This is a genomic window from Deltaproteobacteria bacterium (genome assembly GCA_019308925.1).
In the GTDB taxonomy this organism is placed as follows: domain Bacteria; phylum Desulfobacterota; class B13-G15; order B13-G15; family RBG-16-54-18; genus JAFDHG01.
This window is the reverse complement of the sequence record JAFDHG010000068.1, coordinates 1-20,239: the sequence shown is the minus strand read 5'-3', so window position 1 is coordinate 20,239 and position 20,239 is coordinate 1. Positions and strand designations below refer to the sequence as shown.

Annotated in this window: 21 protein-coding genes; 9 read left to right on the top strand and 12 right to left on the bottom strand. The window is 50.1% G+C overall.

Features of this window, described 5'->3' with window-relative positions:
- The first annotated feature begins 659 nt into the window (after positions 1-659).
- The 4 genes from JRI46_10545 to JRI46_10530 all read left to right on the top strand — a co-directional run bounded on the left by JRI46_10545 (position 660) and on the right by JRI46_10530 (position 3,970).
- Positions 660-947, top strand: a complete 288-nt coding sequence (locus tag JRI46_10545; protein MBW2040008.1) for a hypothetical protein — start codon at positions 660-662, stop codon at positions 945-947.
- Position 948: 1 nt separating this feature from the next.
- Positions 949-1,794: a M48 family metallopeptidase gene (locus tag JRI46_10540; protein ID MBW2040007.1), complete on the top strand. Its 846-nt coding sequence runs from the start codon at positions 949-951 to the stop codon at positions 1,792-1,794.
- A gap of 318 nt (positions 1,795-2,112) precedes the next feature.
- Positions 2,113-3,144, top strand: a complete 1,032-nt coding sequence (locus JRI46_10535; protein MBW2040006.1) for a hypothetical protein — start codon at positions 2,113-2,115, stop codon at positions 3,142-3,144.
- Positions 3,107-3,970: a nucleotidyl transferase AbiEii/AbiGii toxin family protein gene (locus tag JRI46_10530; protein MBW2040005.1), complete on the top strand. Its 864-nt coding sequence runs from the start codon at positions 3,107-3,109 to the stop codon at positions 3,968-3,970. Before JRI46_10535 ends, JRI46_10530 begins: the two co-directional genes overlap by 38 nt.
- 176 nt (positions 3,971-4,146) lie before the next feature.
- On the opposite strand, the gene JRI46_10525 is transcribed toward JRI46_10530, so the two are convergent.
- Positions 4,147-5,040, bottom strand: coding sequence for an AEC family transporter (locus JRI46_10525; protein ID MBW2040004.1), 894 nt, complete (start codon positions 5,038-5,040; stop codon positions 4,147-4,149).
- 352 nt (positions 5,041-5,392) lie between these two features.
- Positions 5,393-5,917 carry an HNH endonuclease gene (locus tag JRI46_10520; protein MBW2040003.1) on the bottom strand — a complete coding sequence of 175 codons (525 nt, stop codon included), beginning with the start codon at positions 5,915-5,917 and terminating at the stop codon, positions 5,393-5,395.
- A gap of 165 nt (positions 5,918-6,082) precedes the next feature.
- Here JRI46_10520 and JRI46_10515 point away from each other — a divergent pair, with 165 nt between their 5' ends.
- The 4 genes from JRI46_10515 to JRI46_10500 all read left to right on the top strand — a co-directional run bounded on the left by JRI46_10515 (position 6,083) and on the right by JRI46_10500 (position 8,254).
- The gene (locus tag JRI46_10515; protein MBW2040002.1) at positions 6,083-7,069 is read left to right on the top strand and encodes a ketoacyl-ACP synthase III; all 987 of its coding nucleotides are present in this window, start codon (positions 6,083-6,085) and stop codon (positions 7,067-7,069) included.
- Positions 7,070-7,316: 247 nt separating this feature from the next.
- Positions 7,317-7,544 carry an addiction module protein gene (locus tag JRI46_10510; GenBank protein ID MBW2040001.1) on the top strand — a complete coding sequence of 76 codons (228 nt, stop codon included), beginning with the start codon at positions 7,317-7,319 and terminating at the stop codon, positions 7,542-7,544.
- Complete coding sequence (locus tag JRI46_10505; protein MBW2040000.1) at positions 7,541-7,834, top strand: type II toxin-antitoxin system RelE/ParE family toxin; 294 nt, start codon at positions 7,541-7,543, stop codon at positions 7,832-7,834. Before JRI46_10510 ends, JRI46_10505 begins: the two co-directional genes overlap by 4 nt.
- Positions 7,835-7,984: 150 nt before the next feature.
- Positions 7,985-8,254 carry a DUF1871 family protein gene (locus tag JRI46_10500; protein ID MBW2039999.1) on the top strand — a complete coding sequence of 90 codons (270 nt, stop codon included), beginning with the start codon at positions 7,985-7,987 and terminating at the stop codon, positions 8,252-8,254.
- 252 nt (positions 8,255-8,506) lie between these two features.
- Here the strand turns inward: JRI46_10500 and alaS are convergent, their stop codons facing one another.
- The 10 genes from alaS to JRI46_10450 form a co-directional block, all read right to left on the bottom strand.
- A complete protein-coding gene (gene alaS, locus JRI46_10495) occupies positions 8,507-11,143 on the bottom strand; it encodes an alanine--tRNA ligase (protein ID MBW2039998.1) in 2,637 nt (878 codons plus the stop codon).
- A 2-nt stretch (positions 11,144-11,145) separates the two neighbouring features.
- Positions 11,146-12,297, bottom strand: a complete 1,152-nt coding sequence (locus JRI46_10490; GenBank protein ID MBW2039997.1) for a type IV pilus twitching motility protein PilT — start codon at positions 12,295-12,297, stop codon at positions 11,146-11,148.
- Entirely contained in the window at positions 12,284-13,306 is a 1,023-nt protein-coding gene (recA, locus tag JRI46_10485) for a recombinase RecA (protein MBW2039996.1), read from the bottom strand. Before recA ends, JRI46_10490 begins: the two co-directional genes overlap by 14 nt.
- Before the next feature lie 207 nt (positions 13,307-13,513).
- Positions 13,514-14,086 carry an RNA 2',3'-cyclic phosphodiesterase gene (gene thpR, locus JRI46_10480; protein MBW2039995.1) on the bottom strand — a complete coding sequence of 191 codons (573 nt, stop codon included), beginning with the start codon at positions 14,084-14,086 and terminating at the stop codon, positions 13,514-13,516.
- Between the two features lie 12 nt (positions 14,087-14,098).
- The gene (gene pssA / locus JRI46_10475; GenBank protein MBW2039994.1) at positions 14,099-14,881 is read right to left on the bottom strand and encodes a CDP-diacylglycerol--serine O-phosphatidyltransferase; all 783 of its coding nucleotides are present in this window, start codon (positions 14,879-14,881) and stop codon (positions 14,099-14,101) included.
- Positions 14,878-15,528: a phosphatidylserine decarboxylase family protein gene (locus JRI46_10470; protein MBW2039993.1), complete on the bottom strand. Its 651-nt coding sequence runs from the start codon at positions 15,526-15,528 to the stop codon at positions 14,878-14,880. Before JRI46_10470 ends, pssA begins: the two co-directional genes overlap by 4 nt.
- The gene (gene ilvC / locus JRI46_10465; protein MBW2039992.1) at positions 15,518-16,522 is read right to left on the bottom strand and encodes a ketol-acid reductoisomerase; all 1,005 of its coding nucleotides are present in this window, start codon (positions 16,520-16,522) and stop codon (positions 15,518-15,520) included. The genes JRI46_10470 and ilvC overlap by 11 nt, the downstream gene beginning before the upstream one ends.
- Positions 16,523-16,546: 24 nt before the next feature.
- A complete protein-coding gene (gene ilvN, locus JRI46_10460; protein ID MBW2039991.1) occupies positions 16,547-17,020 on the bottom strand; it encodes an acetolactate synthase small subunit in 474 nt (157 codons plus the stop codon).
- A gap of 9 nt (positions 17,021-17,029) precedes the next feature.
- Entirely contained in the window at positions 17,030-18,721 is a 1,692-nt protein-coding gene (gene ilvB, locus JRI46_10455; GenBank protein MBW2039990.1) for a biosynthetic-type acetolactate synthase large subunit, read from the bottom strand.
- Positions 18,718-18,951, bottom strand: a complete 234-nt coding sequence (locus JRI46_10450) for a hypothetical protein (protein MBW2039989.1) — start codon at positions 18,949-18,951, stop codon at positions 18,718-18,720. The genes ilvB and JRI46_10450 overlap by 4 nt, the downstream gene beginning before the upstream one ends.
- Before the next feature lie 523 nt (positions 18,952-19,474).
- Between JRI46_10450 and JRI46_10445 the strand changes: the two genes are divergently transcribed.
- A complete protein-coding gene (locus tag JRI46_10445; GenBank protein ID MBW2039988.1) occupies positions 19,475-19,870 on the top strand; it encodes an HNH nuclease family protein in 396 nt (131 codons plus the stop codon).
- Positions 19,871-20,239 lie beyond the last annotated feature (369 nt).

Sequence of the window (20,239 nt, the reverse complement as noted above, 5' to 3'; positions counted from 1 at the left end):
TGCATTAAGGAAAGCGATCCAGCAGGAGCTTGGGATAGAGGTGCAGGAGGTAGTAGCTGCGTAATGGAAAAGATGGGCCGCTACAGAATTTCAACTAAAAATGGGATTGACTCCTTTTCATCTACAGGAAATCAACTTTTTAAATCTTATATGTTATTTATAAGAAACTGGGCTTCATATTGGCACCTTCTGGAACCCCTTTCTCATAACTTGCTCCAGTAGGTTCAGCTTTATATTGTTGGGCTAATTACAGACTGATGGGTGATATTTATATACCAGTTTAGTACCTATGAATACTTATGTAAATCTCATTTTAAATAATTATTTTCAAATATTTGATCGCTATTCTTTTTCTGCTATTTTTCTTAACATGTTATAGTGTATAAATATATTTTGAAATTCGGGAAGATCCTAAAATCGCAAATTTTCTTTGAATATCTATTTATTTTTTCATTTGACTCATTGCTAGACAATTACTGCACAGGATTTTTCCAGTCGAGGCTTGATTTGAACCAATGAGCTTCGGGTTATACGCCCGAATAATGTTCAGAAAAGATGTCCGAAACAGTCCTTGAACAATCTCCTTTTTTCGTGATATTTTCACGGTGAATAGTATGCTTCAGTTTAACTTTTTACTAATCGTTTTCCTTGCAGTTTTCGTGTTTCGGTCCCTGTTTCAATTTACCCTCAAACGACTCAATGTCTCCCATCTGCGCCAGTATGGAAACAAGGTCCCCCGAGTTTTTCAGGGTACGGTGGATCAGGAGAACCTGGCCAGGATTTCTGCTTATACGGCTGATTCTGCCAAATTCGGTATTGTTGTGACATTATTTGACCAGGCACTCTTGCTGGCCATTTTGTTGTCTGGTTTTTTGCCCTGGTTGGCCGAGATAGTCAGCCAGTGGCAGCCCCGCTTTATGGTACGGATTCAACACCAGAACCCTTAAGTTGTGGTTCTTCGATTGGATTAAAGGTATGGCCATATCAGCGATCCTGGGTGGTACCCTCCTCTGCGTCCTATTGATCTTGGTATATTATCTCAAAAATACCTGGTGGCTGTGGGCGTGGATGATGGTTGCTGTGTTTGAATTGTTGATGCTATGGCTATACCCAGTGCTGATTGATCCGTTGTTTAACAAATTTGGACCCATTGCCAATAAGGAACTGGAGAATCAGATCGTTTCGCTGGTGGGGAAAGCGGGACTTCAAGTTAGAGGGGTGTTTCAGATGGATGCCGGCAAGCGTAGCAAACACACCAATGCCTATTTTACCGGAATCGGCAGGATAAAGCGGATCGTTCTCTTCGACACCCTGTTGACATCTCATCCTGATGAGGAAATCCTTTCGATCATCGCCCATGAGGTGGGACACTGGAAGAGAAAACATATATACAAAGAACTCGTTTTCGTGCAGATGCTTTCCCTGATTGGGTTGTATCTTTTTGCAAAATTGCTGAATTGGCCTTTAATTTACCAAACCTTCGGTTTTCAAGAACCCGTGGCATATGTCGGGTTGTTTCTTGTCGGGGCACTTATGAGCCCTCTTGGCTATTTCGTTCGCCCCTTAGAATCGGCCGTTTCCCGGAAGTTTGAACGCGAGGCCGATGATGTTGCCTTTGACTTGATGGGGACGACCAAACCGATGTGCAACGCACTCTTACGGTTGACTACTGACAATCTGGTCAATTTGGTGCCCCATCCCATTTACGCCTGGTTTTACTATTCCCACCCACCACCCGTTGAGCGAATTTCCAGGCTCGAGAATCTTGAAAATATAAAGGAAGAAAGAAAATAGGTTAGTATAATATCTCTGGAGATCTATATTGATGCTGTAATCGCTACCTAAATCCGAAAATTGTAGATATCTTGCCAAGATCTAAACTTATCAGACTGCCATTATAATAAGCGTACATTATTTTTATATGTACATAAAAAAATGAACATTTAATTATAATGAACATAATTTAGTTTAGTTATTAGTCAAGATGTAAGATGTTGTATTATAAAATAGCTGAGCCAAATTAAGGGTGTTGACATTTGTACATTATTATGATATGTTCACTAAAAATGTACATTATCAAATAGTGTACATAGCCTACTGATACTGAGCACAATGGATAGGAAACCTAAAGAGATAGAAATTTTGCATGAAGCCCTGGAAGTACTCCGAAGGACAACTGGGCTTACTGTCGAAGTTCAACCTACTACTTTTCATGACGCTCCCGCTCCAGATGCAGTGATACGAATCGCCTGGCAAGATATAGAGTGGCATTTTGCTGCCGAGTTTAAAAATATGATTACACGTGCCACAATTGGTCTAGCTGCCCAACAATTACATGAATATCGGCAAAAAGGGCTTCTTGTCACAAGGTACGTTACGCCCCAAGTGGCAGATCTGCTAAAGGAGATGAATATTCCATTCGTTGATGTAGCTGGTAATGCTTACATTAACAAACCTCCCTTGTTCATCTTCATCAAAGGGAATAAACTTACCGATAAATATCGCCCAGAGCCCCCAACACGTGCCTTTCGACCTGCAGGCCTACAGGTTGTTTTCGCCCTCCTATGCAATCCGGGTCTGGAAAACGCCCCATTGCGTGAAATCGCTAAAGCGGCAACTGTCGCTTTGGGGACTGTTGGCTGGGTCGTGGACGACTTAAAAAAAACGGGTTATCTGATTGATATGGGGAAACGGGGTCGCCGATTGGTTCGGAAGGAAAATTTATTAAATCGATGGGTTACAACATATCCCGAGCAATTAAGGCCAAAACAATTGATAGGACGCTTCAGGGCTGATAACTATGACTGGTGGAAGCATACTGAGTTACAGGCCTTTAACGCTTACTGGGGCGGGGAAGTTGCGGCAACCATATTGACTGGATATTTGAAACCGCAAATTGTAACAATTTATACGAACCAACCAGTTGGTAAATTGCTGCTGAAGAATAAGCTCAGAAAACACCTTAATGGAGAGATTGAGATTCTCAAAGCGTTTTGGGGGTTTGAACACAACTGGCCACATCGTAACGTGGTGCATCCCCTGTTGATTTACGCAGACTTACTCGCTACCGGTGATGCCCGAAATATCAAAACAGCAGGGATTATATATGAGCAAGAACTTACTCGACTTATCCGGGAAGATTGATAATTTTACATTGGAAGCTTTTGAGACTACCGCTCATATCGCTAAATCTCAGGGTGTTCCATTCTTTATTGTTGGGGCAACAGCACGGGATATGATTCTCATGCATGGTTACGATATCCCCACCATTCGAGCTACCAGGGACATTGATTTCGGAGTACGGGTGCCAGATTGGGACCACTACAAAAAACTGAGAGAAGGCCTGGAGGCAACCGGAAAATTTACGCCAACCAATGAAGTACAGAGACTAAAATTTAAAGAGCGTCTCATTATTGACATCATTCCATTTGGCCCCATTGCGGGCCGTAGTGATTCTCTAACTTGGCCACCAGACCACGAAATTGAGATGACTACCCTTGGATTCGAAGAATCATACCGCCATTCATTAATGGTCAGGTTGAGGTCAAACCCCGTTCTTGAGATACAATTTGCAACCCTAGCGGGATTGGCTCTTATGAAAATAATTTCATGGCACGATAAATATCCCGAACGTGCTAGCGATGCCCAGGACTTAGCGTTAATCATGCGTACATACATAGATGCTGGAAACGATGAACGCCTATTCAGTGAGGAAGCGGATTTGGTAGAAAACGAAGATTTTGACTACGTTTGTGCCAGCGCAAGATTATTAGGCCGAGATATTGCCGCAATTTTAAGCCCTCATACTAAGAAGGCTGTTCCAGGAATACTAGATAGGGAAACTGGCGAACAAACCCGTTATAGACTGGTAGAGGATATGATAAGAAGCAGTGCAGCTTTCAGCGACGATTTCGAGGAAATACTCCAGTTACTTGAGGAATTGAAGTTAGGAATTCAGGAGAGGCTTTAGAGCGACTCTTCATAATGGGTGAGAAGGACCGACTCCTCGGTATATTATTCTTTCCCAACCTCTAGGTTCTTCCCCTTCATCTTAAGCGAAGAAGGCAACGTGATCTTATGAGGGAGCAAGGTGGGATAGATGCTTACATCTGACCCCTTAAGGGGCCTTTTATTGCCCAGGCATGGTTAATATCTCAAGAGCAAAAATAGCAATGGAATGGTACCGATACTTGCCAGTGTGGTGAGAGATACAATGGAGTTGCTGAAGACATCATCTCCCTCATATTTAACTGAAAACACAGTTACCAGTACAGCAGCCGGCATCGCAGATTGGAGTATGGAAATAGCAAGCTGGTCAGAAGATAAGGAAAAGGCCAATCCTAAGGCAAAGGCAATGAGGGGAGAAAGGATCAACTTTATAAAACTAACTATGAATGTGTAAATAATATTACTTGATTTGACAAAAAATTTTAGGCTTAGGCCTCCCCCAACTACCACCATGGCCAGAGGGAAGGTGGCCTTGTTCATCAGCGAAAGGCTGTAAGTGAGTAAAGGAGGGAGTTGCAACCTCAGGATGATGCACAGCATTCCTGCTATCATAGCGATAACTAAAGGATTTTTAAAAAGACTGGAAAGGGTCATTTTGCCTGTCATGATATAAAGACCGATAATATACAGGAAGAAATAACCCCCGATAAGATAGAAAATGGCCAAAACAACACCGTTATTCCCTAAAAAGGCATAAGCAACTGGAAAGCCTAAAAAGGCATGGTTGCCATAGGACGACCCCAAGAGGAATGTCCTTTTAAAGCTCTCCTTGAGATGAAGGGGCCTTACTACGATAACGGCCAAAACATACGTCAAAAAGATAATAACAAAACCGGAAATGGCTAGTTCTGTAAATTCTGACAGATGAGATTTTTGTGGCTCTACCATGGAATAAAATATGGTCACAGGCAGGAAAAAATTAAAGACAAGATTATTTACCACCTCAACAGGATAAGGTGATATCCTCTTGAGAAAATAGGCCGCCATCATAATAAAGTACATGCCAAAGATATTTTGCAGGGCAGTTTCCACAATACGTTCTCCTCGAGCCGGAAATGACAAAGGCCTATCTTTTGGATAGCTCAGTAATTTCGGTGGCTTTATAGATCTGGGAAAATGAGGAGCCTTTTAAGAAATATAGCAAAAAAATAGAATCTCAAAAATTAGACCTGACTCCTTCCTTGTCCCTTTCCTGAAGTGGTTACAGTTCTTGCAAACAGCTAGGTGTCGTGGGGATCTTTATCCTTATAATGGCCTTCGTATATCTCTGCCACGCAACATTCTGAACATCATGCGGATAAGAACTCACCAAAGACTTCTTTCTCCTAAAAAATAGGCAGGCTGGCGGCCTGCCTATTAGAGACCAATGAGGGTTCTTAAAGGGCTATGCCTCTAACTCCACATTCCAGTAGAGATAATCCAACCATGACTCTGGGGCCTGCTTGATGTTGATGGTGATCCGCAAGATGGGGAGCCACTCCGGTTTCTCGGGTTTGCGCACAAGCCTCATCCCTGCCTCTTTGGGGGTCTTTCCTCCCTTTTTCCTGTTGCAATCCATGCAGGAGGTGACAATGTTGGTCCATTCGGTCTTTCCTCCCATCGACCTGGGGATCACATGATCATAGGTCAACTCCTCAGCGGAGAGTTTCCTGCCGCAATACTGACACCGGTTTTTGTCCCGGGCATAGATGTTCTGGCGGGAGAACTTTACCCCTCCCTTTTTCTTACGCACATATCTGATGAGTCTGATGATGGAAGGGAGTCGAATGCTGAAAGAGACGCTTCGGACCTCTCGATCGTATTCCTCGATTACCTCCACTTTACCCAAGGTGATCAGGGTAATGGCCTTTTTCCAAGAAACCACCCGCAGGGGCTCATAGGTGGCGTTTAAAAGCAGAGCACTCTCCATCTCCCAACCTCGTCTTGGTCTGCTGAAAGTTCAAGTTTTTATACCCTTTTCCCTTTTTTTTGTCAAGACCTTTGGGTTCTTTGTCATTGACAAAGGTGAGGACATGGGTATATCTTCGTATTGCCCTGACGAGGATTTATTGAATATCTCTATTGGAGGAAATGGATGAGACGTGTGGGGATCATCGGGACCGGCTCTTATCTTCCGGGAAAGGTCCTGTCCAATTTCGATCTGGAGAAGGTCCTCAATACCAGTGACGAGTGGATATCTACCAGGACAGGGGTCCGAGAACGACGCGTGGCAAAGGATACAGAGGCGGCCTCAGATCTTGCCAAGGTGGCGTGTGAAAGGGCCTTGGAGGTTGCAAATATGGCCTCTGAAGAGATAGAGCTCATCATTATGGCCACCATTACCCCAGACACCCACTGCCCCTCAGGGGCCAATTGGTTGGAGGCGAAGCTAGGGGCGGTGAATGCCGTCAGTTTTGATGTTACTGCCGCCTGCACAGGCTTTATCTTCGCTCTGTCTGTGGCGGAGCAGTATGTCAAGACCGGGATCTACCACAATGCCCTAGTGGTTGCCTCAGAGATCATGACTAGGACGCTGGATTGGACTGATAGGGAAACTTGTATCCTTTGGGGGGATGGGGCTGGGGCAGTAGTGATCAAGGAGGTAGAAGATTACAGAGGGATCCTTTCCACCCACCTGCATACCGATGGTGCCAACGGGGATACCCTCTTGATGCCCGGAGGTGGGTCTAAGACTACCCCCATATCATACGAGAGCGTGGACAAGAAGCTCCATACCCTGAACATGATCGGGGCCAACCAGTCCTTTAAGGTGGCCGTCAAGAGGTTTGCCGAGGCCTGCGAGGAGGCCCTATCCTATAACGATATCACCATGGATGACGTTAAGGTGATCATCCCCCATCAGGCAAACCTCCGCATACTGCAAGGGATGGCCAAGAGATTGAACGTCTCTATGGATAAGGTTTACGTGAACATTGATAGGTATGGGAATATCTCTTCCGCCACGGTCCCCATTGCCCTGGATGAGGCGGTAAGAGATGGGACCATCCAGGAAGGAGACCTGGTCCTGCTGACCGCCTTTGGTGGAGGATTTACCTGGGGGAGTTCGCTCATTAAGTGGTAATCGGCCTTGGCAGTTACCATCACCATTGAAAAATCTAAATAGCCGTTTCCCCTCGTAAACCTAACGTCAAGATAACACACATTTAATAAATTATAGCATATATTGACACTGTATGATTGCTGTGCTAGTTTTTTAAAGAATCTATTCAATAATTAAATTCTGCTTCGAATATTATATTGCGATGGAGTCTGTTGTTTACTATTTGTTGTCACAATGAATAATCACTTTTAGAATATGGGGGTACATCATGCCTGTCACTAAAAAAATTATCGATGAAGCCCTTTCTCTTCCAGTTGAGGAGCGTGTACGTATCGCAAATTCCTTATTGGAAAGCCTTAACATGCCCAATCCAGCCATTGACAAGAAATGGGCGGAGGTAGCTAAACGACGGCTTGGAGAACTTCGTTCAGGAAAAGTTAAACCGATTCCAGGTAACGAGGTATTTGATAGAGTCCATGAACGGTTTGCTAAATGAGATACGTTTTTCACCCTGAAGCCGAGATCGAGTTTATCGCCGCTATAGACTACTATGAAGATTGTGAGCCAGGTCTCGGTTACGATTTCGCCATTGAAATACATTCCACCATCGAAAACATCCTCAGTTTTCCCCAAGCTTGGCCTGTACTCGAAGACGATATCCGGCGCTGTCAGACTCGTCGTTTTCCTTATGGCATTATCTATGCAATCAACGAAGATGTTCTCTTTATTCTTGCCGTTATGCACCTTCATAGAGAACCTGATTACTGGAAAGATCGATTGAAGTAATTGGCAGAACCTTTCATTCAACCTGCCCTGTGCCAAGCTGAGCTTGTTGCAACTGGCTCGACATATTTCATATTCAAAAGGTATTTGCCTGTTTCATGCCACGTAATGGCACAGGCAGGTTAATTCTGTGTTAGAACAAGAGGAGTATTGATGTCGATTAAGGAAGAACATATACGGAAGGTTATGGATCTGCTGACCGCATGGAATCCTTTAGGCAATAGGGCAGATACCATTGAAGACTTGGACAATTACAGAACAGAGGCGATTGATATCTTGTTTCATTTGGGTTTGAGCGGCCGCAAGACCAGTCCCGCCCGAATCGTTCGAGGTGTATTAAACGAAGCTTTTGATTTATCACTTTCCCTTGAGGAATGCATGGATGTTGGTCGTGAGATATCGACGATCCGTGATGCTACTTGAAAAGATGGGCATAGCTTTATAGGATGACAATAGGGTCGGGTCTTGCTTTTTGCCTTTAGAAGTTGTTTTGGAACCAACCCGCCTCTTGGTATGACGAAGGGTACTCCCACTGACGAAGGGTACTCCCACAATGAACAAACAGCTTAACTTAAGATTATAGGAAGATCTCCAGAAAGAACGTTCTCAGAGGAGGGCGTACTGACTGTTTATTGCGAGAGAGGTATGTAAGGGAGACGTGCAAGGTTTGCCGCATTACATCCTCTTTGCCACAATCCCATAAATGGACTCCAAGGCGTTGTTCAGCTTCTCAACCCTGGTACCTCCTGCCTGGGCCAGGGTGGGACTGCCACCACCCATGCCCCCTACCATCTCAGCTACTTCCTTGATCAGCTCATCGGCGCGGAATCTATCGGTCAGATCCTTGGTGACCATGAGTATCAAAGTGGTCTTCCCCTCCTTCTGCCCCCCCAAGAGGATGATCCCCGAGCCGATCTTGTCCTTTATTCCGTCCCCCATCTCCCGGAGGATCTTGGGATTTACCTCTTCCACCCGGCAAGAGGCTACCTTTATCCCCCTCACCTCTTTGACCTCCGGAGCTCCCCTCGTCTGGGCGGTGGTAAGCCTCCGGTGAAGGGCCTCGATCTCCTTTTCCAAGGCCCTTTGTCCCTCCAAGAACTTCTCTATTTTGGAGTGTAACTCCCTTGGTCTCGCCTTGAGAAGCTGGCGCGCCTCCCTCAGCTCCTTCTCCTCCTCTCGGAGATAATCCAGGGCCCCCCAGCCGGTTAGGGCCTCTATCCTCCTCACCCCGGCGGCAATCCCGCTCTCGGAGACCAATTTGAAGATCCCTATCTCCCCGGTCCTGTGCACATGGGTGCCCCCACACAACTCCTGGCTGTAGTCCCCGATGGTGAGCACCCGGACCTGCTCCCCGTACTTCTCGCCGAACAGCGCCGTAGCTCCCCTCTTGACAGCCTCCTCCATGGCCATTATCTCAACCAGGACCAGTGCATCCTGCCATATCCATCGGTTTACCAATGATTCTATCCTCTCCAAGGTTTCCTGATCTATTCCTGCATAATGGGTGAAATCGAAGCGCAACCTCTCTGGCGATACCAAAGAGCCGGACTGGTTAACGTGTTCCCCCAAGATCTCCCTGAGGGCGGCCTGTAAGATATGGGTGGCGGTATGGTTGCGGGTCGTGGCCCTCCTGGTTTCCTCATCCACCTGTAGGAGGACTTTATCCCCAACCCTGACCTCCCCCTCCTTGACCACCACCTCATGAACGATAAGCTCAGGGAGGGGACGGACGGTATCGCTCACCTCCAACAGAACCCCCTTTCCGGTAATTATCCCCCTATCCCCTACCTGTCCCCCTGCCTTACCGTAGAAGGGGGTTGCTGAGGTGATGATCTCCACCTCCTCCCCCTTTTTGGCAGAGGGGGTGAAGTAATCAGCTTTGATAATCTTCATTATCTCTGACTCGATCTGCAGTGCCTCATAGCCGACAAACTGGGTGGCAACCCCTTCGGAGATCATCTCTTTATAGACCGGGGAAAGCCTCTCGTCCACCTCCCCCCTCCATGCTTCCCGCGCCCGGCTCCTCTGGGCTTCCATGGACCGCTCAAATCCCTCCAGATCGATGGCCATTCCCTCCTCCCTGACAATATCCTCGGTCAGGTCAACGGGAAAACCAAAGGTATCATAGAGCTTGAATACCGTCTCTCCGGGGAGGACCCGTACCCCCTCCTCTTTCAGCCGTTCCACCTCCTCCCCCAAGACCTTTAACCCATAGCCCAAGGTCTCCGAAAACCTCTCCTCCTCCTTTTGGAGGATCTGGGTGAGATATCCCTTTCCCTCCTTTACCTCTGGATAGGCCTTCCCCATCACCTCCACTACCTTTTCCACCATGGGGACTAGGAAGGGGCCATCTATTCCCAAAATCTTCCCATGCCTCAGGGCCCGGCGGATAATCCTGCGCAGCACATATCCCCTTCCCTCATTGGCCGGAAGGACCCCATCAGCAAGGAGAAATGTCACTGCCCTAGCATGGTCGGCGATTACCTTGATGGATACGTGCCTCGCTTCATCGGTCCTATAACTCACCGCACTGATCTCCTCAATGCGCCCTATTATCCCCTGAAAGAGATCGGTGTCGTAATTGCTCTTCACCCCCTGGACCACCGCCGTTATTCGCTCCAGTCCCATCCCCGTGTCGATGCTTGGCTTGGGCAGGGGGGTCAAACTCCCATCCTTTTCCCGATTATATTGCATGAAGACCAAGTTCCAAAGCTCCAGAAAGCGGTCACAATCGCAGCCCACCCCGCACTCTGGAGAGCCACATCCCACCTCCTCTCCCTGATCGATGATGATCTCCGAACAGGGGCCGCAGGGGCCGGTATCCCCCATGGCCCAGAAGTTGTCCTTCTCTCCCATGCGCACGACCCTGTTCGCAGGCAGGCCTATCCGCTCCCGCCAGATGGCAAAGGCCTCTTCATCATCCTCGAAGATTGAGACCCAAAACCTCTCTGGAGGGAGGTGGAGGTGTTCGATGAGGAACTCCCACCCCATCTCGATGGCCTCCTCTTTGAAGTAGTCGCCGAAGGAGAAGTTCCCCAACATCTCGAAGAAGGTGTGATGGCGGGCTGTCCTGCCCACGTTCTCTAGGTCGTTGTGTTTTCCTCCTGCCCGCAGGCACTTCTGCACTGAAGTAGCCCGTGTGTATTCCCGGGCCTCCTCCTGCAAGAAGACCTTTTTGAACTGGACCATCCCTGCGTTGGTAAATAGAAGGGTGGGGTCATTATAAGGCACCAAAGGGGAGCTTCTGACAACCTTATGCCCCCGTTGGTCAAAATAACGCAAAAAGGCGACCCTTATTTCGTCCCCTGTCATCTCTAAAACCTGTCGATTTCCAATTCCTCCTTTTCCTCCTCTTTCTTCTTCTCAAACTCATCCCAGGTCATATCGCTGGTGGCCAGGATCCCCTTGACCCTGAGGGCGAAGTCGTCGGGGTTGCTGCTGTGACGGAGGGCCTCATCGTAGGTGATCAACCCCTTCTTAAGGAGGGACATTAGGGATTGATCAAAGGTCTGCATACCATAGGAGGCGAACCCCTCAGCGATGGCCTCATGGATCTCATGGGTCTTGTCCTTATCCACGATGCATTCCCTTATGCGGGCAGTGGAGACCATAATCTCCACCGCGGGCACCCTCCCTATCCCATCGGCCCGGGGCAGAAGCCGCTGGGACATCACCCCCTCCAGGATCCCGGCCAACTGGAGCCGGATCTGTTTCTGTTGATAGGGGGGGTAGACGGCAACGATCCTGTTAACCGTCTCCGCAGCATCCAGGGTGTGAAGGGTGCTGAGGACGAGGTGTCCTGTCTCCGCCGCCAGGATGGCCGTCTCAATGGTCTCAAAATCCCGCATCTCCCCCACTAGGATCACGTCCGGGTCCTGGCGTAGGGCCATCTTAAGGGCCTGGGCAAAGTTATCGGTGTCGGTGCCTATCTCTCGCTGGCTGATGATGCTCGTTTGATCGCGATGGAGAAACTCGATGGGATCCTCAATGGTAATGATATGACAGCGTCTGTGGTGGTTGATATAGTCGATCATGGCCGCCAAGGTGGTCGACTTGCCGCTGCCGGTGGTACCGGTCAAGAGGATTAATCCTCTCACCTGCATGGAGATTCGCTCCAACACCTCCACCGGCAGGTTGAGTTCCTCAAACCCCTTGATCCCAAAGGGTATCACCCTCAAGGCGACGGCGATGGTCCCCCGCTGTTGATAGATGTTGACCCGAAACCTCCCCAGCCCAGCGATCCCATAGCCCATATCGATCTCCCTGTTTCTCAGGAAATGCTCGCGCTGCCGTTCGTTCATGATTTGATAGGCCAGCTTAGCCACTTGACTGGAGTCCATGGCTGAATAATCCTTCAAGGGGACCAACTCTCCATCGATCCTGAGGATGGGGGGCTGGCCGACCTGAAAGTGGATATCCGAGGCCCGGTTGTTCAGGGCGGTGAGCAATACCTCATTGAGATCCATCTCCCGCCTCCTTCTCCTCCTTGGGGAGGTTGTAGTGCTCAAGGATCTTGTGCTCGATCTCCCTCCTCACCTCTGGGTCCTCTCTCAAAAAGGCCTTGGTGTTTTCTCTGCCTTGGCCGATCCTTACGTCGCCGAAGGAATACCAGGTGCCCACCTTCTCCAGGATATTTAGGTCAGCGGCGAGGTCCAAGATCTCACCCTCTCGGGAGATCCCCTCCCCGTATATGATGTCGAACTGCACCTCCTTAAATGGAGGAGCCACCTTGTTTTTCACCACTCGGACTCTAGTCCGATTCCCCACCACCTCCTGCCCTCGCTTTATGGTGGCTATCTTCCTTATATCCAGCCTCACCGAGGAATAGAACTTGAGGGCGTTCCCCCCCGGAGTGGTCTCCGGGTTGCCGAACATAACCCCGATCTTCATCCGGATCTGATTGATGAAGATCACAATGGCCTTTGATTTGCTGATGGTGGCCGACAACTTTCTCAAGGCCTGGGACATAAGCCTGGCCTGCAGGCCCATGTGGGCATCCCCCATATCCCCTTCAATCTCTGCCCGAGGTACCAAGGCCGCCACCGAATCGATGACAATCACATCCACTGCCCCGCTACGTACCAAGACCTCTGTGATCTCCAAGGCCTGCTCCCCGGTGTCGGGCTGCGAGACCAGGAGGTCCTCCACCTTTACCCCCAGCCTCTGGGCATAGTTTAGGTCCAGGGCATGTTCTGCATCAATAAAGGCCGCTATCCCATCCTTTTGGGCCTCAGCCACCACATGCAGGCCCAAGGTGGTCTTGCCTGAGGACTCGGGGCCGAAGATCTCCACAACCCTCCCCCGGGGGAGTCCCCCCACCCCTAAGGCCATGTCCAGGGCCAAAGAACCAGTGGAGATGGTCTGGATCTCTGCTGGTCGCACCTCAGAACCGAGGCGCATGATGGCCCCTTTGCCAAACTGTCTCTCAATCTGTGTGACGGCCACGTTGACCGCCTTCTCCTTTTCTTTGCCCAGTTCCATGATAATCCTCCTCTAAACCCTCATAAGGGTTTAGCCTCATCCCTGCCTATGTAAAATACAGGATTCAAGGGTCCAAATCATAGGGTTCCAGGGGTCTAGGGCCCCAGGGTTCTAGTGAAAGGCAAACCCCTTGAATCCCTGAACCCTGTTTGAAGATTGCCCCCTTGAATCCTCCAAAAACGGTAAATAAAGACCCTCCTTTTAAGGGACCTCCAAAGGGATGTTCTTCAATTTGGTATACTCCGCCCCGGTGGGTTTCAATTGGCTCCGGAAGAGGGTAATCTCCCCAATCTCCATGGTCCCCAGGTCGCTATCTCCTATATCCTTTAGGGCCTCGGTGATAGCCCCTTTCTCCTTCCCTGAGCGCAGACGCCCCAACGTAAGGTGAGGGGTGTAACCCCTCTCCTCCCTCTTGAAACCGAGCTCCTCCAACCCCTTTTCCACCCTCATCTGTAACTCCCTGAGGAGGCCGCTTTGATCTTCCACCCCTATCCAGATAACCCGTGGATTCTTTGCGCTCGGGAACCCGCTGACTCCTCTGATCCTTATCTTGAAAGGGCCTACACCCTTGACAGCCTCCTGCGCCTTGCGCACTATCTCCTTAATACGATCCGGATCTACCTCACCAAGGAACTTGAGGGTGAGATGAATGCCCTCTGGCCGCACCCAACGCACCCCCCCCACTCTCCCCTTTAACACCTCCTGGACCTTTCTAATCCCCTCTTCTATCTCTTTGTTTAGCTCTACGGCGAAAAAAGACCTCCATCCCGCCACCCTTGTCTCCCTCTATCTCATCAACGACTCTGTCTTCTTCTCGTTTAACACCACCTCCCTCTTTCTGTACCACCCCAGGAGGGTGCTCAAGGGCCCCAACATGAGATAGAGGGAGGCGAAGATGAAAAGCATGATCTCTGGTTCTGCCACCACCACCACCATGGCCAAGACCACGGCAACCAGGGTGCTAAAGGGCTTCTTCTTGAGGAGCTCCAGATCCTTGAAGCTGTGGTAACGGATGTTGCTCACCATGAGGAAGGCGAGCAGGTAGATCAAGAGGAGAAGGAATAGATGTTTGGTCTCCCCTCCTTCTCCTAGGCGATGGAGGAGCAGGACGGTCGCTGCGATGAGGCTTGCTGCTGCTGGGACGGGAAGCCCCCGGAAATATCGGGACTCCACCGTATTTATCTGGACATTGAACCTGGCCAATCTGAGGGCACCACAGGCCACATAGAGGAAGGCAGCCAGCCACCCCAATCTCCCATATGGTTGCAGGGCCCAAGAGAAGACTAGAATAGCCGGGGCCACACCAAAGGCCACCAGGTCTGAGAGGGAGTCAAACTCCACCCCAAAGCGGCTAGTGGATCGGGTCAGACGGGCCACCTTCCCATCGATCCCGTCAAAGAAGGCAGCAGCCAAGATGGCCACCGCCGAGTGGAGGTAGTTCCCGTTAAAGGAGGCGATAATGGCATAAAACCCGCAGAAAAGGCTCCCTGAGGTAAGCAGATTGGGCAATATATATATCCCCCTCTTTACTCCCTCCCTCTTCTTTATTTTAGACTTATCCTTCCTCATTTGATCACCCCCAGCACGCTTTCTCCTCCTTTTACCCTCTCTCCCCTGCAGACCGTTGCCTCCATCCCTTTGGGGAGGTAGACATCCAGTCTGGAGCCAAAGAGGATGGCCCCAAAGATCTTCCCCCTCTGCACCCGGTCACCCCTGCGCACATGACAAACTATCCTCCGGGCCACAATGCCGGCCACCTGGACAAAGACCAGTTTCAGATCTTCGGCGCTTTGAAGCAGGAGGGCGTTCTGTTCATTTTGTCGTGAGGCCTCTCCCCTATACGCCGGTAGAAACCTCCCCCTCTGGTATCTAACCTCCTCCACTGTTCCCCCAACAGGTACTCGGTTCACATGGACATCAAAGAGGGACATAAATATGCTCACCTTGGTGGCCTCCCCCCCCAAAAGGGGGACCTCCACCCCTTTCTCCACCTCCACGATCCGCCCATCGGCAGGGGACAGAATCAGACCTTCACCATCAGGTATTTGGCGAGAGGGGTTCCGAAAAAAGAAGAGGCAAAAGAGTGTCAGTATGAGAAAGGGAACAAAAAGATAGATCTCCCCCCATAACCCCAATATCAAGGTGATCACGGCAGGGGGGAGGATATACGGTATCCCCTGCAAGACTATGGGAAAATTTCTCCTTTTAAGGTTCATCCTTGCTCTCTATCCAGCTCATCATCATGCGCAGTTCCTTGCCTACCTTCTCTATTAAATGCGCCTGATCCCTCTTGCGCAGGGCATTAAAGACAGGACGGCGGGCCTCATTCTCCAGGATCCACTCGCGGGCAAAGGTGCCGTCCTGTATGTCCTCTAGGATCTCCTTCATGATCAAGCGGGTCTCCTCATTGATGATCCTCCTGCCTCGGGTCAGGTCCCCGTACTCCGCCGTATCACTGACGGAGTACCTCATATAGTTGATCCCTCCCTCGTACATTAGGTCGACGATCAATTTGAGCTCATGGAGGCACTCGAAGTAGGCGATCTCGGGCTGATAACCGGCCTCCACCAGGGTATCGAACCCGGCCCGCACCAACTCCGATACCCCCCCACACAGGACCACCTGCTCGCCGAAGAGGTCCGTCTCGGTCTCCTCCTTAAAGGTAGTCTCGATTACCCCCGCCTTGGTTGAACCTATCCCCTTGGCATAAGCAAGGGCCACCCCCAGGGCCTTTCCCGAGGCATCTTGCTCCACTGCCACCACCGCAGGGACCCCTTTGCCCTCCACAAACTGCCGTCTCAGGAGATGACCTGGGCCTTTGGGAGCTATCATGATGACATCCACAAAGGGAGGTGGGATGATCTGTCCATAATGGATGTTGAACCCATGGGAGAAGACCAAAGTTTTCTCTTTCCTTAGCTCCCCCTCGATCTCCTCCTTATATATACGGGGTTGCGCCGTGTCGGGCAGCAATATCTGGATGACCTCGCAACTTTGGGCGGCCTCCGCGGCTGAGACCGGAGAAAACCCATGTTCCTGGGCTAGACGGTAGTTCGGCGTCCCCTGCAGTTCGGCTACTACCACATTTAAGCCACTGTCTCGCAGGTTTTGAGCCTGAGCGTGCCCCTGGCTGCCATAACCTATAATCGCGATCCTCTTCTCCTCCAGGTATTTCAAATCGGCGTCTTGATCGTAGTAGATCTTTGCCATTGCATCCCCCTTTTATGGCTAAATTTAACCCCTCGCCAGGGCCACTCGGCCTGTACGGGCTACCTCCTTGATCCCTATGGGCTTGAGGAGTTCTAGAAAGGCCCTGATCTTGTCCTCATCCCCGGTCACCTCTATGGCATAGCTCTTGGGGCTGACATCGACCACCTTGCCCCGAAAGATGTCGGTTATTCTGAGGATTTCCGCGCGGGTCTCCGCCTTGGCCGCCACCTTTACCAGAACCATTTCCCTCTCCACATAGTCCTTCCCCTCCAGATCCATTACCTTTATTACGCACACCAGTTTGTTGAGCTGTTTGGTCACCTGTTCGATGATCTGATCGTCCCCCCGGGTCACGATGGTCATGGTGGAAACAGTTGGGTCCAAGGTCTCTGCCACCGAAAGGCTTTCAATATTAAACCCCCTCCCACTAAAGAGTCCCGCTACCCGGGCCAGGACCCCCAATTCATTCTCCACTAAGACGCTTATTGTGTGCCGCATATTTCCTCCTCATACCAACAGCATCTGGTCTATCGGCTCACCAGCTGGCACCATGGGATAGACCCCCTCCTCTGGCTCCACAACGAAGTCCATGAGCACGGGGTACGGGATTCGCAGGGCCTCTTGAATCACGGGGACCACCTCTTCGGGTCTGGTGGCCCGCAGGCCCACCGCCCCATAGGCCTCGGCGAGCTTTACGAAGTCAGGACTGACCTCCCCAATATGTGTCAGAGAGTATTTCCGCTCATAGAATAGTTCCTGCCATTGCCTCACCATCCCCAGGTATCCATTGTTGAGGATGGCTACCTTCACCGGTAGCTTATTGTGTACGGCAGTGGCCAACTCCTGGATATTCATCTGGATGCTCCCATCCCCGGCAATATCAACCACCGTGCGTTCAGGAAAGGCCACTTGAGCCCCAATAGCTGCGGGAAATCCATAACCCATGGTCCCCAGGCCACCAGAGGTGAGGAGGCTGCGAGGGTGGTCAAACAGATAAAATTGAGCAGCCCACATCTGATTCTGTCCCACCTCTGTGGTGATGATAGCCTCACCTTTGGTCAGCTCATAGATCTTCTCGATAACATATTGGGGTTTGATTACCTGGGTCTGCTGATACGTGAGGGGATGGGTCTTACCCCACTTCTCGATTCGTTCATGCCACTTATCCAACGACCCTCTGTACTCCTTTACCCCCCCTTCTTCCTGGAGAAAGGCGATCATCTTGGCAAGGACCCTCTTGCAATCCCCCACAACGGGGATGTCCACCCTTACGTTCTTGCTGATGGAGGTGGGGTCAATGTCGATATGGATCTTCTTGGACTTGGGGGAGAAGCCCTCTATCTTCCCTGTGACCCGGTCATCAAACCTGGCCCCAATGGCGACCAACAGATCGCACTCGGTTACCGCCATATTGGCCCGATAGGTCCCGTGCATCCCCAACATTCCCAGGGATAAGGGATGAGTGCCCGGAAACCCACCTAGGCCCATCAAGGTCATGGTGACCGGAATACGGAGCATCTCCGCCAACTTGATAAGCTCCTTTGAGGCGCCAGAGGAGACTATCCCTCCACCGGCATAGATCACTGGCCTGCGCGCCTTTAGGATGAGCCTTAAGGCCCTCTTGATCTGCGGGATATGTCCATCGACTGTGGGCTGATACCCCTTGATGTAGATCTCCTCCGGATATCTAAACTCGGTGGCATCCGTGAGGACATCTTTGGGGAGATCGACCAGTACAGGGCCAGGTCGTCCAGACCTGGCGATATGAAAGGCCTCCCTTATGATCTGGGACAACTTGCGCACATCGGTGGCCAGATAGTTATATTTGGTGCAGGGGCGGGTAATCCCGATGATGTCGGCCTCCTGAAAGGCATCATTACCGATCAGGGCGGTGGGGACCTGCCCGGTGAGTACGACCACAGGGATGGAATCCATAAAGGCGGTGGCGATCCCGGTAACGGTGTTCGTGGCCCCAGGGCCAGAGGTAACCAGACACACACCTGTCTTGCCGCTGGCCCGGGCATATCCATCAGCCGCATGAACCGCTGCCTGCTCATGCCGGACCAGTATCTTTTTAAGATTCCAACAGGGAAGTTCATCGATGAGGGGGAGGATGGCCCCTCCAGGGTAATTAAAGATCACCTCCACCTTTTCCATCTTGAGGCTCTCCAATAGGATTTGGGACCCTGTCTTTTTCATTTCTTCCCCCCTATCCGGCGGCGATACTCTGCAAGCATCTCCTCCATCCTGTCCTTGAAGATGAGCTTTCTCTTTTTCAACTCCTCTCTCTTCAATTTCTCCGCTGGGGTCAAAAAGGGTTTTTTGTCCAACTCCTCCACCTTCCTGTGAAACCAGGCATGCTCCTCCTTCATCTGCCGGAACTCCTCATCTTCCTCCCATAACTTTTTAGCCAACTCCTCTTCTTTCATTAACTCTCCTCTCCTCAACCCTCATGAGGGTTTACCTTCAACCCCGCTTATGAAAATACTGGGCTTCCTTATTCTAGCTTTACTTTGATGGGATTTCACCCCCTCAACCTCCCCCCAAAGAGGATTTTCCCTTCCTGGAGGGTTTCAGGGGGCCTTGCCCCCTGAAGGTGACTTCAAAATACCCAACGGCCAAAACAGCTTGCAAGCCTCAAATTTACCGTGAATGAGTTTCACGGTAAAATGTTAATATATTTATCCTCCATTTGTCAATTCATAAAGACCCAGAACTTTCCCCATTTTTTCAGAAGGGGGAGAGTTGGGGGAGGGGAGGGATTGGGGTCGGACCAGGGGAACTCACGTTCAGCATTTCCTGATTTCAATATAAAGGACATTCTTGACAAGCATAGTTAATTTGTTCCATAATTTCAACAGGTATTCTATTTTGCCGTAATATAAAGCTGCATATACGCTGTGTAATTTAAGGTTCGGCTTGTTCTAAACCGGACGACTGGAGGGTGAGTGCATGTCACCGAAGAAGACGCGAGCAGAGGCCGACAGGCTGGATCAGATCATTGCCGAGGCTCGGCGCGACCGAGAGCGTCGGATGGAGAGCTATCGGGAGCGGGCGCTCAGGATGTTTCCGTGGATCTGTGCGCGGTGCGGGCGCGAATTCTCAGGCAAGAGACTTCGTGAGCTCACGGTCCATCACAAGGATCACGACCACGATAACAATCCACCTGACGGCAGCAACTGGGAGCTGCTGTGTATCTACTGTCACGACTATGAGCACTCGAAGTATCTGGAAGAGGAATGGCACGACGAGGCGCCGCCGGGCGGCGAGAAAGAGCCACCTTCTACCTACAGGCCGTTCGCTGGTCTCGATGCCTTGCTGAAAGATAAAAAGATAAAAAGTAGCTGATCAATTTCGGGATCGAAAGGGGTTATTTCATCCCGATTTCAATATCACAACTTTTCTTGACGAACACCGTTAATTTTTTCATAATTTCAGGGAGGTATTCTATTTTGCCGTAAGATGAATCTGCATAATATAGGAAGGGTAGTCTAAGGGTATAAATTATGAAAGAAAAAAACTCAATATGATTTCAGTTATTCTTGTTTTACTTTTAATCTTGATAATTCCCTGTGGCTTGCCACAGGGTTACCTTAGGTAGTAGTCTTGCCATGTGGTTAAGGAGGAAGAAAAAAGGGGTGAGGTAAAGAAAGGGTATCATTGGGCATGGCAGATACATTATCACGTAGTGTTTCCGGTGAAGTATAGGAGGGCATT

Coding starts and splice junctions, on each gene's coding strand:
- JRI46_10470 (MBW2039993.1), bottom strand. CDS start 15,528: ATGAACCTTAAAAGGAGAAATTTTCCCATAGTCTTGCAGGGGATACCG.
- JRI46_10500 (MBW2039999.1), top strand. CDS start 7,985: ATGTCGATTAAGGAAGAACATATACGGAAGGTTATGGATCTGCTGACC.
- JRI46_10520 (MBW2040003.1), bottom strand. CDS start 5,917: ATGGAGAGTGCTCTGCTTTTAAACGCCACCTATGAGCCCCTGCGGGTG.
- pssA (MBW2039994.1), bottom strand. CDS start 14,881: ATGAGGAAGGATAAGTCTAAAATAAAGAAGAGGGAGGGAGTAAAGAGG.
- ilvC (MBW2039992.1), bottom strand. CDS start 16,522: ATGGCAAAGATCTACTACGATCAAGACGCCGATTTGAAATACCTGGAG.
- ilvN (MBW2039991.1), bottom strand. CDS start 17,020: ATGCGGCACACAATAAGCGTCTTAGTGGAGAATGAATTGGGGGTCCTG.
- JRI46_10515 (MBW2040002.1), top strand. CDS start 6,083: ATGAGACGTGTGGGGATCATCGGGACCGGCTCTTATCTTCCGGGAAAG.
- JRI46_10535 (MBW2040006.1), top strand. CDS start 2,113: ATGGATAGGAAACCTAAAGAGATAGAAATTTTGCATGAAGCCCTGGAA.
- ilvB (MBW2039990.1), bottom strand. CDS start 18,721: ATGAAAAAGACAGGGTCCCAAATCCTATTGGAGAGCCTCAAGATGGAA.
- alaS (MBW2039998.1), bottom strand. CDS start 11,143: ATGACAGGGGACGAAATAAGGGTCGCCTTTTTGCGTTATTTTGACCAA.
- JRI46_10445 (MBW2039988.1), top strand. CDS start 19,475: ATGTCACCGAAGAAGACGCGAGCAGAGGCCGACAGGCTGGATCAGATC.
- JRI46_10530 (MBW2040005.1), top strand. CDS start 3,107: ATGAGCAAGAACTTACTCGACTTATCCGGGAAGATTGATAATTTTACA.
- JRI46_10510 (MBW2040001.1), top strand. CDS start 7,317: ATGCCTGTCACTAAAAAAATTATCGATGAAGCCCTTTCTCTTCCAGTT.
- JRI46_10450 (MBW2039989.1), bottom strand. CDS start 18,951: ATGAAAGAAGAGGAGTTGGCTAAAAAGTTATGGGAGGAAGATGAGGAG.
- JRI46_10490 (MBW2039997.1), bottom strand. CDS start 12,297: ATGGATCTCAATGAGGTATTGCTCACCGCCCTGAACAACCGGGCCTCG.
- JRI46_10505 (MBW2040000.1), top strand. CDS start 7,541: ATGAGATACGTTTTTCACCCTGAAGCCGAGATCGAGTTTATCGCCGCT.